Annotated in this window: 18 protein-coding genes and 1 pseudogene; 11 read left to right on the top strand and 8 right to left on the bottom strand. The window is 40.4% G+C overall.

All coding sequences use genetic code 11. From position 1 onward, the window contains the following. Window positions 1-29 precede the first annotated feature (29 nt). Complete coding sequence (locus HM131_RS14230) at window positions 30-215, bottom strand: small acid-soluble spore protein H (RefSeq protein WP_085030396.1); 186 nt, start codon at window positions 213-215, stop codon at window positions 30-32. A 69-nt stretch (window positions 216-284) separates the two neighbouring features. Further along, window positions 285-1,370 (bottom strand): NAD(P)-binding protein, encoded by a 1,086-nt coding sequence (locus HM131_RS14225; protein ID WP_085030395.1) that lies wholly within the window; start codon window positions 1,368-1,370, stop codon window positions 285-287. A 73-nt stretch (window positions 1,371-1,443) separates the two neighbouring features. Here HM131_RS14225 and HM131_RS20960 point away from each other — a divergent pair. The 3 genes and pseudogenes from HM131_RS20960 to HM131_RS14210 all read left to right on the top strand — a co-directional run bounded on the left by HM131_RS20960 (window position 1,444) and on the right by HM131_RS14210 (window position 3,062). After that, window positions 1,444-1,944, top strand: a pseudogene (locus tag HM131_RS20960) (GNAT family N-acetyltransferase). An 87-nt stretch (window positions 1,945-2,031) separates the two neighbouring features. Next, window positions 2,032-2,529 carry a universal stress protein gene (locus HM131_RS14215; RefSeq protein WP_085030394.1) on the top strand — a complete coding sequence of 166 codons (498 nt, stop codon included), beginning with the start codon at window positions 2,032-2,034 and terminating at the stop codon, window positions 2,527-2,529. A 167-nt stretch (window positions 2,530-2,696) separates the two neighbouring features. Beyond that, a complete protein-coding gene (locus tag HM131_RS14210; protein ID WP_085030393.1) occupies window positions 2,697-3,062 on the top strand; it encodes a hypothetical protein in 366 nt (121 codons plus the stop codon). A 39-nt stretch (window positions 3,063-3,101) separates the two neighbouring features. Here the strand turns inward: HM131_RS14210 and HM131_RS14205 are convergent, their stop codons facing one another. Together HM131_RS14205 and HM131_RS14200 are read right to left on the bottom strand one after the other, a co-directional pair. After that, window positions 3,102-3,404 (bottom strand): DMT family transporter, encoded by a 303-nt coding sequence (locus HM131_RS14205; RefSeq protein ID WP_232324794.1) that lies wholly within the window; start codon window positions 3,402-3,404, stop codon window positions 3,102-3,104. Next, window positions 3,401-3,754 (bottom strand): DMT family transporter, encoded by a 354-nt coding sequence (locus HM131_RS14200; protein ID WP_085030391.1) that lies wholly within the window; start codon window positions 3,752-3,754, stop codon window positions 3,401-3,403. The genes HM131_RS14205 and HM131_RS14200 overlap by 4 nt, the downstream gene beginning before the upstream one ends. A 168-nt stretch (window positions 3,755-3,922) precedes the next feature. Between HM131_RS14200 and HM131_RS14195 the strand changes: the two genes are divergently transcribed. The 3 genes from HM131_RS14195 (at window position 3,923) to HM131_RS14185 (ending at window position 6,469) form a co-directional block, all read left to right on the top strand. Continuing rightward, entirely contained in the window at window positions 3,923-4,750 is an 828-nt protein-coding gene (locus HM131_RS14195; protein ID WP_085030390.1) for a LysR family transcriptional regulator, read from the top strand. A 31-nt stretch (window positions 4,751-4,781) separates the two neighbouring features. After that, window positions 4,782-5,516 (top strand): SDR family oxidoreductase, encoded by a 735-nt coding sequence (locus HM131_RS14190; RefSeq protein ID WP_085030389.1) that lies wholly within the window; start codon window positions 4,782-4,784, stop codon window positions 5,514-5,516. A gap of 179 nt (window positions 5,517-5,695) precedes the next feature. Further along, entirely contained in the window at window positions 5,696-6,469 is a 774-nt protein-coding gene (locus HM131_RS14185) for a class I SAM-dependent methyltransferase (RefSeq protein WP_085030388.1), read from the top strand. A gap of 76 nt (window positions 6,470-6,545) precedes the next feature. On the opposite strand, the gene HM131_RS14180 is transcribed toward HM131_RS14185, so the two are convergent. Further along, a complete protein-coding gene (locus HM131_RS14180; protein ID WP_085030387.1) occupies window positions 6,546-7,040 on the bottom strand; it encodes a L,D-transpeptidase family protein in 495 nt (164 codons plus the stop codon). A 398-nt stretch (window positions 7,041-7,438) separates the two neighbouring features. Here HM131_RS14180 and HM131_RS14175 point away from each other — a divergent pair, with 398 nt between their 5' ends. Further along, a complete protein-coding gene (locus HM131_RS14175; RefSeq protein WP_085030386.1) occupies window positions 7,439-9,394 on the top strand; it encodes a phospholipase D-like domain-containing protein in 1,956 nt (651 codons plus the stop codon). Between the two features lie 33 nt (window positions 9,395-9,427). Here the strand turns inward: HM131_RS14175 and HM131_RS14170 are convergent, their stop codons facing one another. Beyond that, window positions 9,428-10,150, bottom strand: a complete 723-nt coding sequence (locus tag HM131_RS14170) for a toast rack family protein (protein WP_198162638.1) — start codon at window positions 10,148-10,150, stop codon at window positions 9,428-9,430. A 222-nt stretch (window positions 10,151-10,372) separates the two neighbouring features. Between HM131_RS14170 and HM131_RS14165 the strand changes: the two genes are divergently transcribed. Beyond that, complete coding sequence (locus HM131_RS14165) at window positions 10,373-10,885, top strand: hypothetical protein (RefSeq protein WP_085030384.1); 513 nt, start codon at window positions 10,373-10,375, stop codon at window positions 10,883-10,885. A gap of 38 nt (window positions 10,886-10,923) precedes the next feature. Here HM131_RS14165 and HM131_RS14160 read toward each other — a convergent pair whose 3' ends face one another. Together HM131_RS14160 and HM131_RS14155 are read right to left on the bottom strand one after the other, a co-directional pair. Further along, window positions 10,924-12,087 carry an S-layer homology domain-containing protein gene (locus tag HM131_RS14160; RefSeq protein WP_198162637.1) on the bottom strand — a complete coding sequence of 388 codons (1,164 nt, stop codon included), beginning with the start codon at window positions 12,085-12,087 and terminating at the stop codon, window positions 10,924-10,926. Window positions 12,088-12,498: 411 nt separating this feature from the next. Continuing rightward, entirely contained in the window at window positions 12,499-12,993 is a 495-nt protein-coding gene (locus HM131_RS14155) for a hypothetical protein (RefSeq protein ID WP_085030382.1), read from the bottom strand. A gap of 1,342 nt (window positions 12,994-14,335) precedes the next feature. On the opposite strand from HM131_RS14155, the gene HM131_RS20755 reads away from it, so the two are divergent. The 3 genes from HM131_RS20755 to HM131_RS14145 all read left to right on the top strand — a co-directional run bounded on the left by HM131_RS20755 (window position 14,336) and on the right by HM131_RS14145 (window position 15,903). Continuing rightward, window positions 14,336-14,503 (top strand): hypothetical protein, encoded by a 168-nt coding sequence (locus tag HM131_RS20755; protein ID WP_157130835.1) that lies wholly within the window; start codon window positions 14,336-14,338, stop codon window positions 14,501-14,503. Then, window positions 14,500-15,054, top strand: a complete 555-nt coding sequence (locus HM131_RS14150; protein WP_085030381.1) for a class I SAM-dependent methyltransferase — start codon at window positions 14,500-14,502, stop codon at window positions 15,052-15,054. The genes HM131_RS20755 and HM131_RS14150 overlap by 4 nt, the downstream gene beginning before the upstream one ends. A 501-nt stretch (window positions 15,055-15,555) precedes the next feature. Next, on the top strand, window positions 15,556-15,903 hold the full coding sequence (locus tag HM131_RS14145; RefSeq protein WP_085030380.1) for a DUF4260 domain-containing protein: 348 nt from the start codon (window positions 15,556-15,558) through the stop codon (window positions 15,901-15,903). The last annotated feature ends 9 nt before the right edge of the window (window positions 15,904-15,912 follow it).

Here is a 15,912-nt window from a genome sequence, read left to right as displayed (position 1 = left end):
TTTGCTTGAATGGCTTTCATTTTTAATTATTAATGAAGCTCTTCCCGCAATTCATTCAAAGATACTTCTTGCTCATTCTCAGGCTGATCGAGCGGGTAAATTCTTGCTGTACCGTTTTGATCATCAACATGCTGGATATAGATGGGCTGGTTATTGTACGTAACGTTAGCCATGATTGGAGACTCAGATATTTCTCGTGCTCTTTGTCTATTCATAAGGGTATGCCTCCTATCTAAGTTTAATGTTTGATTCGAACGATTTTGATAAACTAGATCGGATAACTTTTATCTGCTGAAAGGCTTTAATAAATGGCTAAGCATCTTTAAAGATTTATTGTTTTTGTGTGTGACCATGCTTTCTACGGCTTTTACACGAAGGACTTTAGTAACGAAATCAAATTGATCATTGCTTAAACGCTCAATTGTTTTTCTAAGTACCTGCGAGTCTTGATAGTCTTTATAAAGCGGTTTACAAAGCTTTTCATAATTCCCGATACCGCACATGTCCTGAGCGGCGTAAATCCCACTTAGAATTGAACCAGTCTGACCGAACCCTAGAAAAGGGGTAACGGCACCAAAGCAGTTTCCTGTAAAAAAGGTATTTCCAATTCTGGGGTATTGACACTTTCCGACCACATAGTCTCTTTTGGAAAAATCTTCTTCGATGGTCAATGATTGTTTTAGCGTGTAAGATGCACGTTCTAAAGCTATAGACCATAGCGTTTCTTTTTTTTTGGCCATCATTTCATCGTATTGAGGATAAATTAACACAAGAGTGCCCAGGGTCTCCGAATGAGGAAGAAAGTAAACGAGTCCTTTTGGGGCAAGCTCTGTATCAAACCATGTATGAACCTCAGTCCGTAAGAATTTTCCTCGTACGATTGCCCCTACAATGGTGGACTTGAAATCAATCTGAAAGGGCTGGATTTGGTCTGTGTCCAGCGTCTCCCCAGTGGCTAAGACTATGTGAGTGTACTCTTTAGATACTTCTTCATGAGTGACGTGGTGATTACAATAGATTCGGCTCGTTATTAGCTGATCGGCTAACTGTTTTTCATAAGCTTCTTTATGGTTGCCGCGCATATTAATAAATCCGAGCTTCCCTTCCACACTCGCGGACTCATTTGGAGAGTGGACATGAATTTTCTGTATGTTGGTGGTTGGTTTTAAATGAATATCATACTTTTCAGAAAGAAATTGAATCATATCATCCACCGGAGCATGAAGTATAGGAGTCATCAATTGGGCAATTTTAAAGTCATAGCCAATATCTTTCTGTTTTTCAAATAGATCTGCGGAAAGCCCGTGCTTTTCAAGAGTCAAGGCACAAGAAAGCCCGGAAAGTCCTGCCCCGATGATCGCTATTTTCATGATTGTTTCCTCCTTTTGTCTAGTGTTCGAATAGGAAGAAGGTTTTATTCTTAAATGGTTGGGAGGCGTGTAATTGAATATTATAATTAGAGTAGAACAAATATAAGAATACCCTGTAACGGAAAAAGTAGTAAGGCTTGCGTTTGAAAATGAAGCATATAGCGACCAAAATGAGCACGAACTCGTTGCAAAGCTAAGACGGTCAAGCGCATTTACCCCCCCAATTGTCCCTTGTTGCAGCTAGCGAAGATGCACATATTGTTGGGCATGTGCTTTTATCCAAGTTAGAAATTGTAAATGAGAAAATGAAAGTAGAATCTCTGGCGCTTGCTCCGGTTTCAGTCCTTCCGGATCAACAAAGTAAGGGGATAGGCAGACAGATGGATACCAATCTGTTATTGTCCTTGGTCACTCTGGTTATTATTCGAAGTTTGGGTTCAAAAAAACCTCTAATTGGGGAATCCATTCTCCTTTTGAGGTGTCCGAAGAAGTGTTTATGGCTTTAGAATTACAGGAAGGCGCGTTAGATGAGGTTTCAGGCATTGTTCAATATCCGAGCCCATTCCTGGATTGACCGATCATAAAAAAAGAAACTTAAAATAATCCAGAAAAGGGTACATAGAAAATAAGCTCTTCTAAAAAATGAAAGGGATGGTAAGGGATGTATAACAAAATCATGGCGGCTTATGATGGATCCGAAGGAAGCTTGAAAGCTCTTGAACATGCATTAGATTTAACAAAAGTAAACCATGCTCAATTGGTGGTTGTCCACGTAGAAAAAGAGGAGGCAAGAGATCCGTTTGATTCATTAACCTCTGGTAGTGATATGAGTGTCAATTATGGCGGGGCTGACGTTAAAGCCTATGAAGCAAACATCAATGAAAAGGAAAAGCCTCCAAGTGACTTGAAAACCAAGCATAGCGATCATGAAATTTTTACAGAGGCAAAGAAACTCGCTGGTCAAAAAGGGGTATCGGTATTTTATGAAGTGTTAAAAGGTGACCCTGTTAAGCGGTTAAGCCACTTTGCTTCTAATAATGATGTGGATCTGATTGTAATAGGAAACCGCGGTGTTAGCGGCATTAAAAAATTCATGCTAGGAAGCATTAGTGAAAGGGTAGCAAAAGAAGCGACTGTACCGGTAACGATTATTAAATAGAGCTAAAACGAAGCCTGCCTCCATAGATGTTGAGGCGGGCTTCGTTTTGTTTTTATAGCTTCATTACGTACATATAAATGAGTTTTTTTCTTCTTCTCAGGAAGGTGGTTGTAATGATTTATCTTTGGGTGTAAAATTACACTATAATCTGAATGAGGAGTGGTGACATGTCCCCTACAATTCCGGGGTGGTTGTTAATTGTGTGCTATTTGGCTTTCTTCGGCACTTTTATCACTGCCATACGAATGCTGGTCAAACGTAAGCTGGTGGCGTATTCAGTAGTAACGATTGTCTTGCTACCGGTCTTTGGAATCATCAATGTCATGGGTGCAATACCTAGACCAGATCAAAATGAACTACAGTACTGGGTAACAAGTTTTTTTTCATTAGAAGGATGGGCTTGGATTTCATTTGTGATATTCGTCTATTTTTCGTTTTGGTGGTACAAAGTGTTAAGGGTACAAATCAATGGGAGGCGCGTTCAGGATGACTGTGCTCGAACAGGTACAGATGAGAACTTTTATTGCCGCTAATAAAGGATGCTGGCTAAAGGACGAACTCCTTAGAACTTCTTAAAGGATGATTACACCGATGATGATTAAGCCAATGGAAATGAATTTTTTTCGGCTTGCCTCCTCATTGAAAAGAAAAATTCCAAATAAGGTAGTAGCAGCTATAGAAACCCCAGACCAAACGGCATAAGCAATCCAAATTTCCAGTGTCTCGACACTTAAGGTTAAAAAGTAGAGACAAAGCCCAATGAACCCGAACGATGCTGTACTCGGAAGAAAACGCCGGAATCCCGATGATAGTTTAACGCAAATGTTTCCTAAGGTGGCAAATAATAAGGAAAGGATTAAATATCCCAATATCATGCACTCCTTTTTGTGATAAATTTTTTCCTTCCAGGTTTTAAGGTGAGCCCGCAAATTCCAACGATGATAATTCCTAGGCCGACCATTTTGGAAAAAGTAACTGATTCATTGAAAATTAAAATACCTAAGATGGTTACGAGAGTCGTCCCTCCTCCAGACCAGAGAGCGTTAATTTTTCCAATTTCATGGTTTTTTGTAATGATGATATAAAGACTTAATGCCAAGCTGTAGCTAATCACAACCACTACACTTGCCCTTACATCACTAAAGCCGTTCGCGTGTTTCATAAATATAGCCCCAATGACCTCGAAAATGACGGAAACAAATAACAGAACGTACAGGTTTTTCATGCCAATCCTCCTCCGTGGCTGCGTTCTACTACCATCATAAACACCAAGGAGTATTAACTGGTACTATTGATTAGTTATGCTTTTATAACCTATAGTTATAGTAGAGTTTGTTTTTTCCTTATAAATTACATTTATATATGAGTTGGAGTTATAGATAGAGGTGGAAATGTGTTACAAAAACTAAAGTACTTTATCGAAGTTGCTCAGCAGCGGAGTTTTACAAAGGCTGCTGAAACCTTGTATATTTCACAACCAGCCTTAAGTAAGCAAATGAGACTATTAGAGGAGGAGCTTGGCTTTGCCCTTTTTAATCGCTCGGTAAGAGGAGTGGACTTAACAGAGAAAGGAAAGGGGTTATATCAAGAATTACGGCCGCTCTTCACCGAAATTGAAAAGACAGTCACTCACTATCAAGGACATGACAAAGTTCGGTTTGGATCTACTCCTTTCTTAAGCTCGTATTTCTTGCATGAGTTTTATGGGAATCTTGAGCGGGCAAACTTCTATGTAACGGCTATTAAGGATGACAGTCAAGATTTGCTTCCCCTTTTAGAAAACGACGAAATTGATGGAACAATCATCCAGGATGTGCCTTCTTTCGGCTCACTACACTCCGCCCTATTGTTTAAGGATGAGTTTGTTGCGGCTATTCCTGTCTCGTTCCATCTGGCCTCTAAGGATGAGGTATCCATCGATGAATGCATGATGGAAACACAGATCATTCCTCCAGAGGGACCTCTGTCCGAACAAATACGTGCTATTAGGAACGAGCGTCATTTTCAAGGCAAAATAGTAGAAAGCCATTATCATGCGATGGCAGGACTCGTATCCCTGGGAGTAGGAATCGCTTATCTTCCAAGTATTATGGTGAAACAAATCGAATATAAGGGAGTTGTCTTTCTACCTATTCAGGGGAGTCCATTGGTTCGTCACATGTACCTGTATGCGACGACGAGGGAAATGCTCGACTACTTACAGCGTCTGTTTACGAAATAACTTATTTAAACCAGAAATAAGGAGAGGTTTGATGAACAAAGTAGCACTTGTAACAGGAGGCTCAAAAGGGTTAGGCAAAGCTATAGCATTAACATTAGGTGAACAAGGTAACAAGGTGATTGTAAACTTCAATCGGAACGCTGAAAAAGCAAAGTTAGTCATAGATGATGGCGGGGAAGCAGTGGCCATCCAGGCAGATATTACTCAAGAAGATGAAGTTAAGAGATTAGCGTCCGAAGCAGAAAATCTGTTTCAAGAGCCGATTACGATTCTTGTCAATAATGCGACCGGACCTCAGCCAGAGCTTTCTCTGCAAGATGTGTCGTGGGAGGATTACCTCGACCAATTGCACTTCACTGTGAAAGCTCCTCTTCTTTTGACAAAAGAATTGATGGGAGGAATGCAGAGTAAAAAGTGGGGGAGGATCATCAATATTGGAAGTGAAGTCGTTGAGCTTGGTAATCCTCACTTTTCCAATTATGTAACGGCTAAGTCTTCTGTTATAGGCATGACAAGGTCATGGGCGAATGAATTAGGGGGATACGGAATTACCGTCAATACGGTCCATCCTGGATTCATTCCGGTAGAGCGACACGGGGAGGTAACCGAAGAAAGTGCGAAAGGATATGTTCAGCACGTACCATTGAAAAAGTTGGGGAAACCGAAAGACATTGCAAATACTGTAGGCTTTTTATGCAGTGACGAAGCAGAATTTATTACGGGGCAGAATATCAATGTGAACGGTGGAAACACATTCGGTGTGTAGAGAAAGAGGTTCTTGTCCTGTTCAGGGCAGGACCTTTTTTAGATCTATAAAACAAATGCATGGACTGAGTAGCGGGAATGTTAAACTTTCATGTTAAAGTAAGAGTAACAGATTGCCGATAGCAGAGCAGTCCAACTAAGTAGACAGTCTGTGAAAGGCTTTAGGAAGGAGGAGAGAGTGTGAGTCGATATTCATTTGGGGATACAAATGAAGCTTCAGAGCGTTTACATATTATTGATAAAATGTTTGGCCCGTCTAGTCGAAAGTTTATTAAAGAGGCAGGGAAATCACGTGTACCCTTAGCTCTTGACCTTGGATGCGGCCCAGGGAACACAACGAGAATGATCGCAGAAGAACTCCACCCTGACGAAGTAGTGGGAATAGACATATCTTCTTCTCATCTGTCCCGAGCCAACACTCTCAAGAACATTACTTTTATCCAGCACGATGTAACTCAACCCCCTTTTCCAACAGACGCCCCTACTCTCATTTACGCTCGTTATCTCTTGACCCATTTACCGGATGTAAAGAGGGTTGTTGAAAATTGGGTAGAGGAATTACAAAGTGGAGGACAGATTCTGTTGGAAGAGAATCTTTGGATAGATTCGAACCATCCTGTCATCATTCAATACCTTGAAATCGTCGCAGATCTTATCAAACATAACGGCGGTGACTTATATTCAGGTAGGCAATTTCACGGTCTGAGTGAGATCCCAAACATAGAAATTACTCATCATGATGTAGAAAAGGTGTCGCCGCCTGTTGAGCTGGTGGCTCAGAGTTTTTGTTTGAATTTCCGTATATGGAAGCAGCATCCGTTTATTACTGAAAGGTATGAGCCCGGCTTTTTGAATGAAATGGCTGAACAGTTACAATCTCTTCAAAGGGAACCAGGAGACACAGTTATAGAGTGGGGAATGAGTCAACTTGCGATTGAAAAAGTTGAGAAATAAATACCGTGTTTTACTACAGCAAAAAGCCTAGGTTATGGGTATATTCAAGCTAGCAGGGACGGTCGCCTATAATCAATTAGGGATGAATGGAAACGGGAGTCCCGAGAGGAATCGTACGTGCGAGTTCCTCTACATCACGATTGTACATACGAACGCAACCTTTAGACACGGCCTTGCCAATTGAACTGGGATTGTTTGTTCCATGGATGCCATAATGCTGTTTGGATAGACTCATCCACATTGTGCCGAACGGTCCGCCTGGGTTAGGTGCTTTGTTAACGATAATGTACTTGCCGACAGGAGTACCACTGAGCATTTTCCCTACTGCAATCGGGTACTCTTTTTGCAAAGCCCCATTTTTGTAGAGCCTGAGCTTGCGCTGGTTTAGTGAAATATCGATTTTATATGGTATTTCACTCGGGTCAGGAAAACCAGGAATTCTAATCTGTTGGCCTGGATAGATTAAATTCGGATTTATTGTTGGATTTGCCTGGATGATGGCCTGAAGAGGTGTACGGTAATCTCGGGAAATTTGAGTCAGCGTTTCGCTTTTTTTGACGGTGTGGAGCATGATGTGCACCTCCATAAGTCTTTGATATTACATTGTATGTGAGTGAGAAGCTTTCTTTCATGAAGCAATCATGTTCTAGTGATTTAGAAGGCACAAGGGAAAGCGTGAAGAATAGTGAAGCATACTTCACAAGTAGCAAAACTACATATAACACCCTTACTAAACGTTGGATGAGGAAAAAGAAAATACGGAAGTTAAGTCAGGAAAAGTATTGATTCATTCTTTTTTCACATAATTTCTCCATAAGCTGGAAATGTATAGATCTTATTTCCTTCTTTGTTTAGTAAGGACTGCCTCTTCCTTCCTCTTTTTCATTAATTCTCGGTAAATTCAAAAAAACGAATCTTGTCATGTGTTAATTTGATACCTGTGAACGAATTCAAAGGAGGAGAAGTAACATGGGGAGAGTTCGAAAGAGTTTTGCGATTGTTCTAATCTTCGCGCTTGTAGTCAATTTGGTTCCACACGGACCAAAAACACAAGCGGCGGGTACACAAGATGTGGTAGTCAGTGAGGTAGCTTGGATGGGCACAAATGTAAGCTACAATGACGAATGGATTGAGCTATATAACAATACATTCTCCAGTATATCTTTAGATGGTTGGACAATAAATGCTGTGGATGGGTCTCCAGCTATTGAGCTTTCGGGAACGATACCTGCGGGGGGCTATTTTTTATTAGAAAGAACAGATGATTCAACAGTTTCAGATATAACGGCTGACTTAATTTATTCGGGCTCACTAAGTAATTCTGGTGAAACGCTGGAGCTTCGTGATGACGGACAAGCCGTTATTGATACTGTAGATAATTGGTACGCTGGAGATAATGATACGAAAGCTTCGATGGAGCGCACGGATACAACTGTAAGTGGAACTGATGCATCAAACTGGTTCACTTCAACCTCTACATATACAGAAGGATTAGGTACCCCAGCCACAGGCAGTGAATCTAATGAGTGTACTCCCGGTGAACAACTTAATCAAGTATCATCAGACCCTGGGAGTATCAACGTGTATTTCAACAAGTGCGCATACGACCAATATGCTAGTGCAGGAAATGAAGCGAACTACAATGTGAATTTAGAAGATCGTTTAATTCATCGAATTCAAAATGCGACAACTTCCATTGATTTAGCAACCTATGAGATCAATCTCCCGGGAGTCATTGATGCCCTAGTAGCCAAAGCAGCTGAAGGTGTTGACGTACGTGTCATCGCAGATGCGAAGGATGGAAGTGATCCACATTATACCGAGCGATATAAAACGATGAGGCTTTATGTAGAACAACTTGTTCGTGGTGAGGATAACGCCATTGGGACAAGTGACGATGTGCATGTATTTTCAGATTCTATCATGTTTGCTGTGGAAGATCAGACATTACGCGAACAGTATTCCCTTCCTTCTACACCAACAGGTATGAATAATGAAACTGTGGGTGTAGGGAGTGGTACACAATCCGGTTATAAGCTCGTAGATGCAGAACAAAAGAGTGATGGTAGTTATTATTCCCCTGGAAATCAGATGCACAATAAGTTTGCAAATATTGACGGCAAGTGGGTGTTTACAGGAAGCTGGAACTTTACGGTAACGGGACTTTATGGTTCTGAGGAAAATATGCAAAATAACGTACTTGGCGGTAACACCCAGCACGTTGTTGAGCTTCATTCCACGGATCTTTCAAATGTGTTCAAAACAGAATTTGATGAAATGTGGGGAAGTACGGGTCTAAGTCCTGATCCTGCTAGCTCTAACTACCATGGCCGAAAAACTGATAATACTCTTCATTCAGTGAATATAGGTGGTAAGGAAGTTGAAGTGTATTTCTCAGCAGGAGATGACGCTGTAGGGCAATTAACTTCTTATGTAAAAAATGAAGCGGACTATAGCAGTTACTTCACGATCTTTGCATGGAGTGACCAGGCTCTCGTCGATGAATTGAAGAATAAATGGGAAGGTTCATACAATGATCTTGAAGGAAGTTTAACAGGGTTTGATGTCAGAGGTGTGTATGATGAGAGTTTTTGGAATCAGTGGTGGTCAGCCTCTATTGAAATGACGGGTAGGACCGCTTCCCAGGAATCTACGAATAACCCGAATATAAGATGGAACAACCCGGCTCCCGTCTATGAGGATAATGAGGATCGAAAAATGCATGCAAAAACGATGTTGATTGACGCTACGCATCCCACTAGTGATCCTACCGCTATTGTTGGATCAACCAATTGGAGCACCAATGGAAACGAGATTAATGATGAGAACATGTTGTTTATTCATGATGATGTTGTAACGAATCAGTTTTTGCAAGAATTCTATGCACGTTACGATGCTGCCGGGGGATCAGTTCCTGCACCGTAATAATATAGACGCTTCCCGCGGGGAAGCGTCTTTCTATTTCATCGTTACTACTATATCTCCGACACCAAGGTCTGCGTCGATTTCCATGACTACATCAGCACCGTCTTCATAAGCTTTGTTAACATACGTATGATCGTCTTTAACAATCAAGTCCTTGACGGTGATCTCACCGACTCCTTTGTCTGCGCTCAGTTTAACACCGATTTCTTTCGGGATATAAATGGTTGTATCACCGACACCAGAGTCAATACTTACGTTAAAGCTTTCTTTCCAATCACCGGAAAGATCAATCGTTACGTCACCCACCCCTGTATCGATATCTAAATCTTCGAGTGTCATTCCTGAAAGGTTAATGTCGGAATCGGATACACCTGTATCAATATCTAATTCAGTTGGGATATTCTCATTTAATTGAAGATCCCAACGGGTATGATTTTCTTTTCCAAAGCCAAAATTAAATTTTTTCCGTTCTTGACTGATATGCAAATGGCCCTGGTTGCCTTTAAGATTGTAGTCCACTACAGGTTTTAGTTTGGAATGATCATATTTAAATTCACCCTCGAACCAATCGTCTGTCCCTTTAGAGACATTCAATTGACCGATCCCCAGTTCAATGTCAACAGTTAAGGAATCGGCTTTGTCCCGTTCCACGAACTCTTTTTCGCTTTTCGTATCTCCGGCCTGGACGAATTGACAACCCGTCAAAAGGAGGGCGGCACTCATTCCAGCAACACCTAACTGAATTATTTTCTTCATCATCATCGCTCCCTTAGTTATCTACTTTCATTATAGTTTTAAAAAGGGCATACCATAACGAGCTCTGGTATAACTTTTATCTACGCCCTGAGGCTTATTTTTATAGATGAATGATTAAACGTATCGTACATGTTATGGTAAAATTTTCATAAGAGCTGAAATTTGTTACCTTGTCCCAGCTTTTATTACCACTCACGTACTAAGGAGTGAGGAGAAGTGATTATGCTTTGGAAGTCAATTGTGGTATCGGTGTTTATCATTGTTGGTTTTAATGGTTTATTAGGATGTTCGAATGTGCAAAGCGATGAGACAAAAGTTAATACTCCTGAGGCAAGTGAGTCAGCAAGTAGCCCAGAACCTGAAATTACTTGGGAAGAGAGTCCATTATTCGAGTCAAAAAACTTATCTTTCATAGGAGAAGAGGATCGTCTAGGCTTTACTTTTGATGAATCAGAAGTCATGAGGTTTTATCCCGGTAAGGTCCAAAAGTATGTATGGCATTTCTGGGGTAATGAAGAAGAGCTTAAAGGAAAACTGACGGTAAAAGCCATCCATAAAGAAACGAATAAAGAGATTACTGTATTAAAGGAACTTGCTTTAATGGAACCGAATAGCGGAGCGGATCGCCACGTTCCTTCCAGCATGTCTCTTCCAGATAGTGGGATGTGGAAGTTAAATGCTTCTATTGGTAGCGAACGATATGGCAGTGTGATCATTAAAGTCTATGAACGTTAAAAAGAAGCTCAGTCCTTGTTGAACTGAGCTTCAATGACCTAAAATTCATAGCTTAGCAATCTCGCCATCATCGCTGCGAACTCTCCACGTTTGATGCTCTCCATCGGTTTGAACGTACCATCCGGATACCCATTAACAATCTCGTTCGCTACTAAATTTTGAATGTAAGGGTAGGACCACCGGGATGGACTTACATCAGAGAATTGGACCCTGCTTCTTCCTTCAAGAAAGTAAGCTTTTACTAATAAGGCAGCCATTTCTTCACGGCTAAGGTAAGCATTTGGCCTGAATGTTCCATCTTTATATCCGGATAGGATGCCAGCATTCTCCATAGCACCGATATATTCATAAGCCCAGTGACTTTGGGAAACATCCCGGAAATCGGATTTTTGAGGATAAAGCTCAAGTTCTCTTGCAAGCACAGCTGCGGCTTCTGCACGCGTAATCCGCTTGTTCAATCCGAATGTTCCATCTGGATAACCGTTCATTAGGTCTTGCTCCACCATATAATTGACAAAAGGCTCAGCCCATGTGCCCTCTACATCTGGAAAAGTTATTGAAGGTGCTTCGCTTGTATAGTAAACATCAAACAAATAAGGCTCATCCGGATCATAATCATCTTCCGCATTAAAAACTACAACATAATATGTTCCAGAGGACACTCCTTCAATCGTCTCGTAAATGAGTTTTACTCCCTCGTCTATGTACCCTTCAAGATTAAGGATTTCCATAAATTCCCCATTTGGTTTGATGAGAAGGGCAACAGGGACAATGTGGTCAGCATACTCATTAGAAACCGTAACAATTTCGATGTCTCCTGAAGAAGGTAAATCCATCTGATAGAAGTCCAAATCTTCATAGGTGTCAAAAACCCCCATGCCCATGCTTCCAAAAGGAACCCAGTCTGCCCACTCCATCGAATCATTAGGTTCATACTCTGGGAAAATATCAGGATAAATAGAAGATGCTTTGTACTTTCCTTCCTCATTAGAGGGTTGTTCTTTCATTTCATTGAATTTTTTTTGTAACTCGTCCGTTTTCTTTGAGGCTTCTGGAAGTGGCTTGAGTTTGGCAGGCAGTTCGACAGCACCTTTTAAATCGTCAGCTGTAGGTTCGGTTGATGCAGCAACTGGTAGCGCTGGTAGCAGAAGTACAGTTATTAATACTAGCGAAGTGAATAGTGGAACGGGTCGTATCTTCATCGTTTTCCTCCTCATCCAGTAAGAGTAAAACGAGTCTATCATAGAAAGGAAGGAAAACGATGTCGTTTCTACCAACATGTCTATCATTTTCGTTCAACAATATAGGACAGGTGCTGCAAAAGGTTGTTTTCCTTCTTGTAATTCCTGGATAGTTCGACTGTTTTTCTTATGTATTACTGAATTTTGAGGGGTGTGAAAAATACGGTCCTAATGCTGGAAGATAATATAATCATTCTGTCACTATTTTTTATTGGAAGATTATTCATGCGCTATAAAGTACCTGACGAATTTTCTTAGCAAATACAACAGGCTCCTCAACCTGTTGGCCATAGATATAAGGTAGCATAGGCTTACTACAAGGAAATCCTATGGCGAAATTACAATAAATTCCAATTTGTGTTAATTTCGACATTACAACATTTGCATCTTTAAACTTAACAGGGATGCGTCCAATGTTAAGAGCGGACCCTTCTTTAATTGATGTTGTTGAGGTATTGCGATACTGCAGAAGCCCTGCTGAGGTGGGTAAGGGATCAAAAAACCTCCTAGAATGTCACTTACTTGCTTACATGTATAGTTCTTATTTAAAGCAGAAGGCGTATTGGGCTGATGAGCTGATCCAACTGGCAATGTATTCAAAACAGGTAACAATCGATAGGCAAAAGAGATCGGGTATTCAATACTAGCTACATAAACAATTGGAAGATTTGGTTTACTAAATAAGTAACCAGGGACAACGTTGTGTACGACCCCCTGCCTTACCAATAGGTCAGTCACTGCCGCAATGTTCCGCTCCTCAACAGGGATACGTCCAATAATAAGAGCTTTTCCTTGCGTATCGAAATTCCCAAAATCAAAATAAGCATCCGTTACCATAGTCGAATCAGCTGCCGATCTTCCTAACATATCTACCTCAATACATTGGGCTAAACCAACTGTGCAGAAAGGGGATTGGGGCGTAATGGGTAAATGGGTAGGATTGTGTAGCCGCCGATGATTGACGCAAATGCATGACAAAGGGATTGCGTTCCTGTAAAGTAATCCATTTTCACACCTCTTTATTCCAATCTGGAAGTGAAAAATTCGCCTGAAAGAAAATCAGGTTCCATATACTCTGTTCATTTAATTAATTAATCGGGATAGTTCATATTGTTTCATTATATGTTTACTGTATCTAATAGTTTCTCCATTCGTTTAGCCTAATGGAAGATATGTAACCAACTGTGATGATTAAAAAGAACTTTCATATAGCCAAGATTGTAGTTTGTATGTACATACAGATACATTTAGGGAAATAAGGATGAACACTACCTAGATATCTCGAATTCAATTCTTAAACAAACGGGGGCTTTAGCTTAATAAACAAATTAAACTATCATTCCTAAACGTTGTAAAGGATCCCATTTTTTCTATGATCTAAATTGCTTAACGTTGTGAATCTGCATTTTCCTTTCGTTGCCCTTTGTTAAAAATTAGGACCTCAAAAGAAAAAGCCCTGTCACTATCTTGAGTGACAGGGCTAAGGTAAACAACTTAGGTGACCCAACCATGTAAGAATCATCCTTGATTCTAAACACATTTGAATTTCAGACTTTCTTGAAGGACAACTCCTTTGAGTATTCGTTTCCTTCTCCTATTAGGTCCAATTTCCCTCCATTTCTTCTTTCTTTAAAGAAGAGATGAAGCATTTGCTAAAGTGACTCGCTTGCTTTGACTACTCAACCGCACTCGACTTTCCCAAGGGGTGATCGTCTTGCAAGTCACTCTTTATCTGCATATAATTGTGGACCTTCTCCTTGATCACTGACTATTCAAAGACTTTCCCTCTCCCTTACACAAGGGTTCTTTTCCTTTACTAGCCGGTGTCTTCGTTCGTTTGGAAACGAACACGCGATGGTTGAGCCACCTAAGTTGTTTATGTGTTTGGTATCATCTTTACACTTTTATTATACTACGAAAAAGCGGTGTGAACGGAATCAATTGTGGCATATTTGTGAATTAATTCACAAGTTAGCTAAGCGTTCTAATTTAGAACAATAAAACACAGCCTTAAAGTTGTGTTAGAAATTAAGCATAATGGTTGATATTAAAAAATTACTGGCTTTTTAACCAAGTTTAAAATCCTGGTCTATAGAGATATCACATGATCGAGATATTAAAAGAAGGATATGTCCTTTTTAGAGGAGAAGCGTTAAGCAAGCGAGAAAAAATTCTTAGTAGACTTATTGTGTTAAAGGAGTTGTGAGATATGAAGGATCATAGAATAGAAGGAGCGGAAACGGCTGTGAAGGGCTTATACGTCATCAGCGACAGGAAGAATGCGCTGCTAAAGGCTGAGAGTAAAAGGTATGAAGTCGCCTCTGCAATAAACCATGAAATGGCTATGGATGATTGGGAATGCGGTGGAGCATCATGACGAAACCACTCTACGATGCACATTATCAAGAACAGCATTATTTCGGAAACCCCTACCATGGACTTGTGGCATTCTTTGAGGCATACGAGCCGAAAGGGCATGTCCTTGATCTAGGATGCGGACAAGGCAGAGATTCATTAAGCTTAGGAAGGTTAAGGTACACAGTGACAGGCGTCGATGTCTCCACTGTCGGGCTCGATCAAATGAATCAAGCCGCCCGTGACGAGCAGTTGAACGTAACCGGGAAATTAGGAGATGTTTACACGTACCCAGTAGCTGCGGAATACGATATTGTCCTGCTGGATTCGATGCTGCATTTTTATAAAAAGGATGTCGAAAACGAAACGAAGTTCGTCCAGCGTATTGCTTCAGAGTTGAAAAATAGTGGGGTGTTGGCCATTTTCATGATGCAAGGGGAAAAGAGAGAGACATACTTGAAGCGTGTGCTGGATGAGATGGAGTTCGAGTGGGAAGTACTTGCTGACCGCTATACAGACTACCCGGAATTCAACACTCGCTATCATATGTATATCGTGAAAAAAGACAGTTGAGTATACGGTAACAATTCAAATAGGGGGGGCAACTAAGTGATTTAGAATTCCTAAATTCCGTATTTCAGAATGAAGGTATACACCCAAGGTCAATATTTTGTAGCGTTGAGGAATGTGGGTATTAAGTTGCCTGCTAAATGGATATTAGGTTGGAAAATGTAGATCATTAACCTACCGACTTAAAAAATGTCTCGCAGAAGGTAAGCTATCTTGAATTCGGGGCTTCAAGTAAAGGGGTGATACTTGAAGCCTTTAAAAGCTAATCTCATATAGAAAGTCTCGAATTACTTGCCCAAAGTATAGCAAGGTTAGTATCAAATGAGTATTGAGTTAAATATTCAATTTCGAGTTTTAAACAAACAGGGCGATATTCCGGCATGAATTAGGCCTCCTTTATGTCTAAGCTGAGAGATATGATTTTTTGGATTATTAATTCGAGATTTTGAAACACAATCTGTTAAATTACGTAAATATAGGAGTCGGTGAAATGGGGGGAGTTTAATGAGCAAAATATTATTGCATATTGAAGGACTCATTGTATTACTAGTTTCTGTATATTTTTATGCTCAAATAAACGGGAGTTGGGGGCAATTCTTCCTTTGTTTACTTGTGCCAGATATATCTATGTTGGGTTACTTAATTAATAATGCAACAGGATCAATTATTTATAACATGGGGCATACGTATATCATCCCATTATTACTCATCATGCTTAGTCTGATTATCAAACAAGAATTGATGTTGGAAGTAAGTCTTATTTGGATTGCCCACATTGGAATGGATAGAACATTCGGCTACGGTTTGAAGTATCCAAATAATTTTAAAAATACCCACTTACAAAAAGTCTAGACACGATAT

The sequence above is a fragment of the Halobacillus mangrovi genome (assembly GCF_002097535.1).
Classification (GTDB): domain Bacteria; phylum Bacillota; class Bacilli; order Bacillales; family Halobacillaceae; genus Halobacillus; species Halobacillus mangrovi_A.
This window is presented reverse-complemented; position numbering and strand designations above follow the sequence as displayed.

What these genes read in the sequence shown, in the direction of transcription:
- HM131_RS14190 (WP_085030389.1), top strand. Translation starts at nt 4,782, where the DNA reads ATGAACAAAGTAGCACTTGTAACAGGAGGCTCAAAAGGGTTAGGCAAA.
- HM131_RS14215 (WP_085030394.1), top strand. Translation starts at nt 2,032, where the DNA reads ATGTATAACAAAATCATGGCGGCTTATGATGGATCCGAAGGAAGCTTG.
- HM131_RS14165 (WP_085030384.1), top strand. Translation starts at nt 10,373, where the DNA reads ATGCTTTGGAAGTCAATTGTGGTATCGGTGTTTATCATTGTTGGTTTT.
- HM131_RS14170 (WP_198162638.1), bottom strand. Translation starts at nt 10,150, where the DNA reads ATGAAGAAAATAATTCAGTTAGGTGTTGCTGGAATGAGTGCCGCCCTC.
- HM131_RS14225 (WP_085030395.1), bottom strand. Translation starts at nt 1,370, where the DNA reads ATGAAAATAGCGATCATCGGGGCAGGACTTTCCGGGCTTTCTTGTGCC.
- HM131_RS14210 (WP_085030393.1), top strand. Translation starts at nt 2,697, where the DNA reads ATGTCCCCTACAATTCCGGGGTGGTTGTTAATTGTGTGCTATTTGGCT.
- HM131_RS14205 (WP_232324794.1), bottom strand. Translation starts at nt 3,404, where the DNA reads ATGATATTGGGATATTTAATCCTTTCCTTATTATTTGCCACCTTAGGA.
- HM131_RS20755 (WP_157130835.1), top strand. Translation starts at nt 14,336, where the DNA reads ATGAAGGATCATAGAATAGAAGGAGCGGAAACGGCTGTGAAGGGCTTA.
- HM131_RS14200 (WP_085030391.1), bottom strand. Translation starts at nt 3,754, where the DNA reads ATGAAAAACCTGTACGTTCTGTTATTTGTTTCCGTCATTTTCGAGGTC.
- HM131_RS14145 (WP_085030380.1), top strand. Translation starts at nt 15,556, where the DNA reads ATGAGCAAAATATTATTGCATATTGAAGGACTCATTGTATTACTAGTT.
- HM131_RS14150 (WP_085030381.1), top strand. Translation starts at nt 14,500, where the DNA reads ATGACGAAACCACTCTACGATGCACATTATCAAGAACAGCATTATTTC.
- HM131_RS14155 (WP_085030382.1), bottom strand. Translation starts at nt 12,993, where the DNA reads ATGTTAGGAAGATCGGCAGCTGATTCGACTATGGTAACGGATGCTTAT.
- HM131_RS14175 (WP_085030386.1), top strand. Translation starts at nt 7,439, where the DNA reads ATGGGGAGAGTTCGAAAGAGTTTTGCGATTGTTCTAATCTTCGCGCTT.
- HM131_RS14230 (WP_085030396.1), bottom strand. Translation starts at nt 215, where the DNA reads ATGAATAGACAAAGAGCACGAGAAATATCTGAGTCTCCAATCATGGCT.
- HM131_RS14160 (WP_198162637.1), bottom strand. Translation starts at nt 12,087, where the DNA reads ATGAAGATACGACCCGTTCCACTATTCACTTCGCTAGTATTAATAACT.
- HM131_RS14180 (WP_085030387.1), bottom strand. Translation starts at nt 7,040, where the DNA reads ATGCTCCACACCGTCAAAAAAAGCGAAACGCTGACTCAAATTTCCCGA.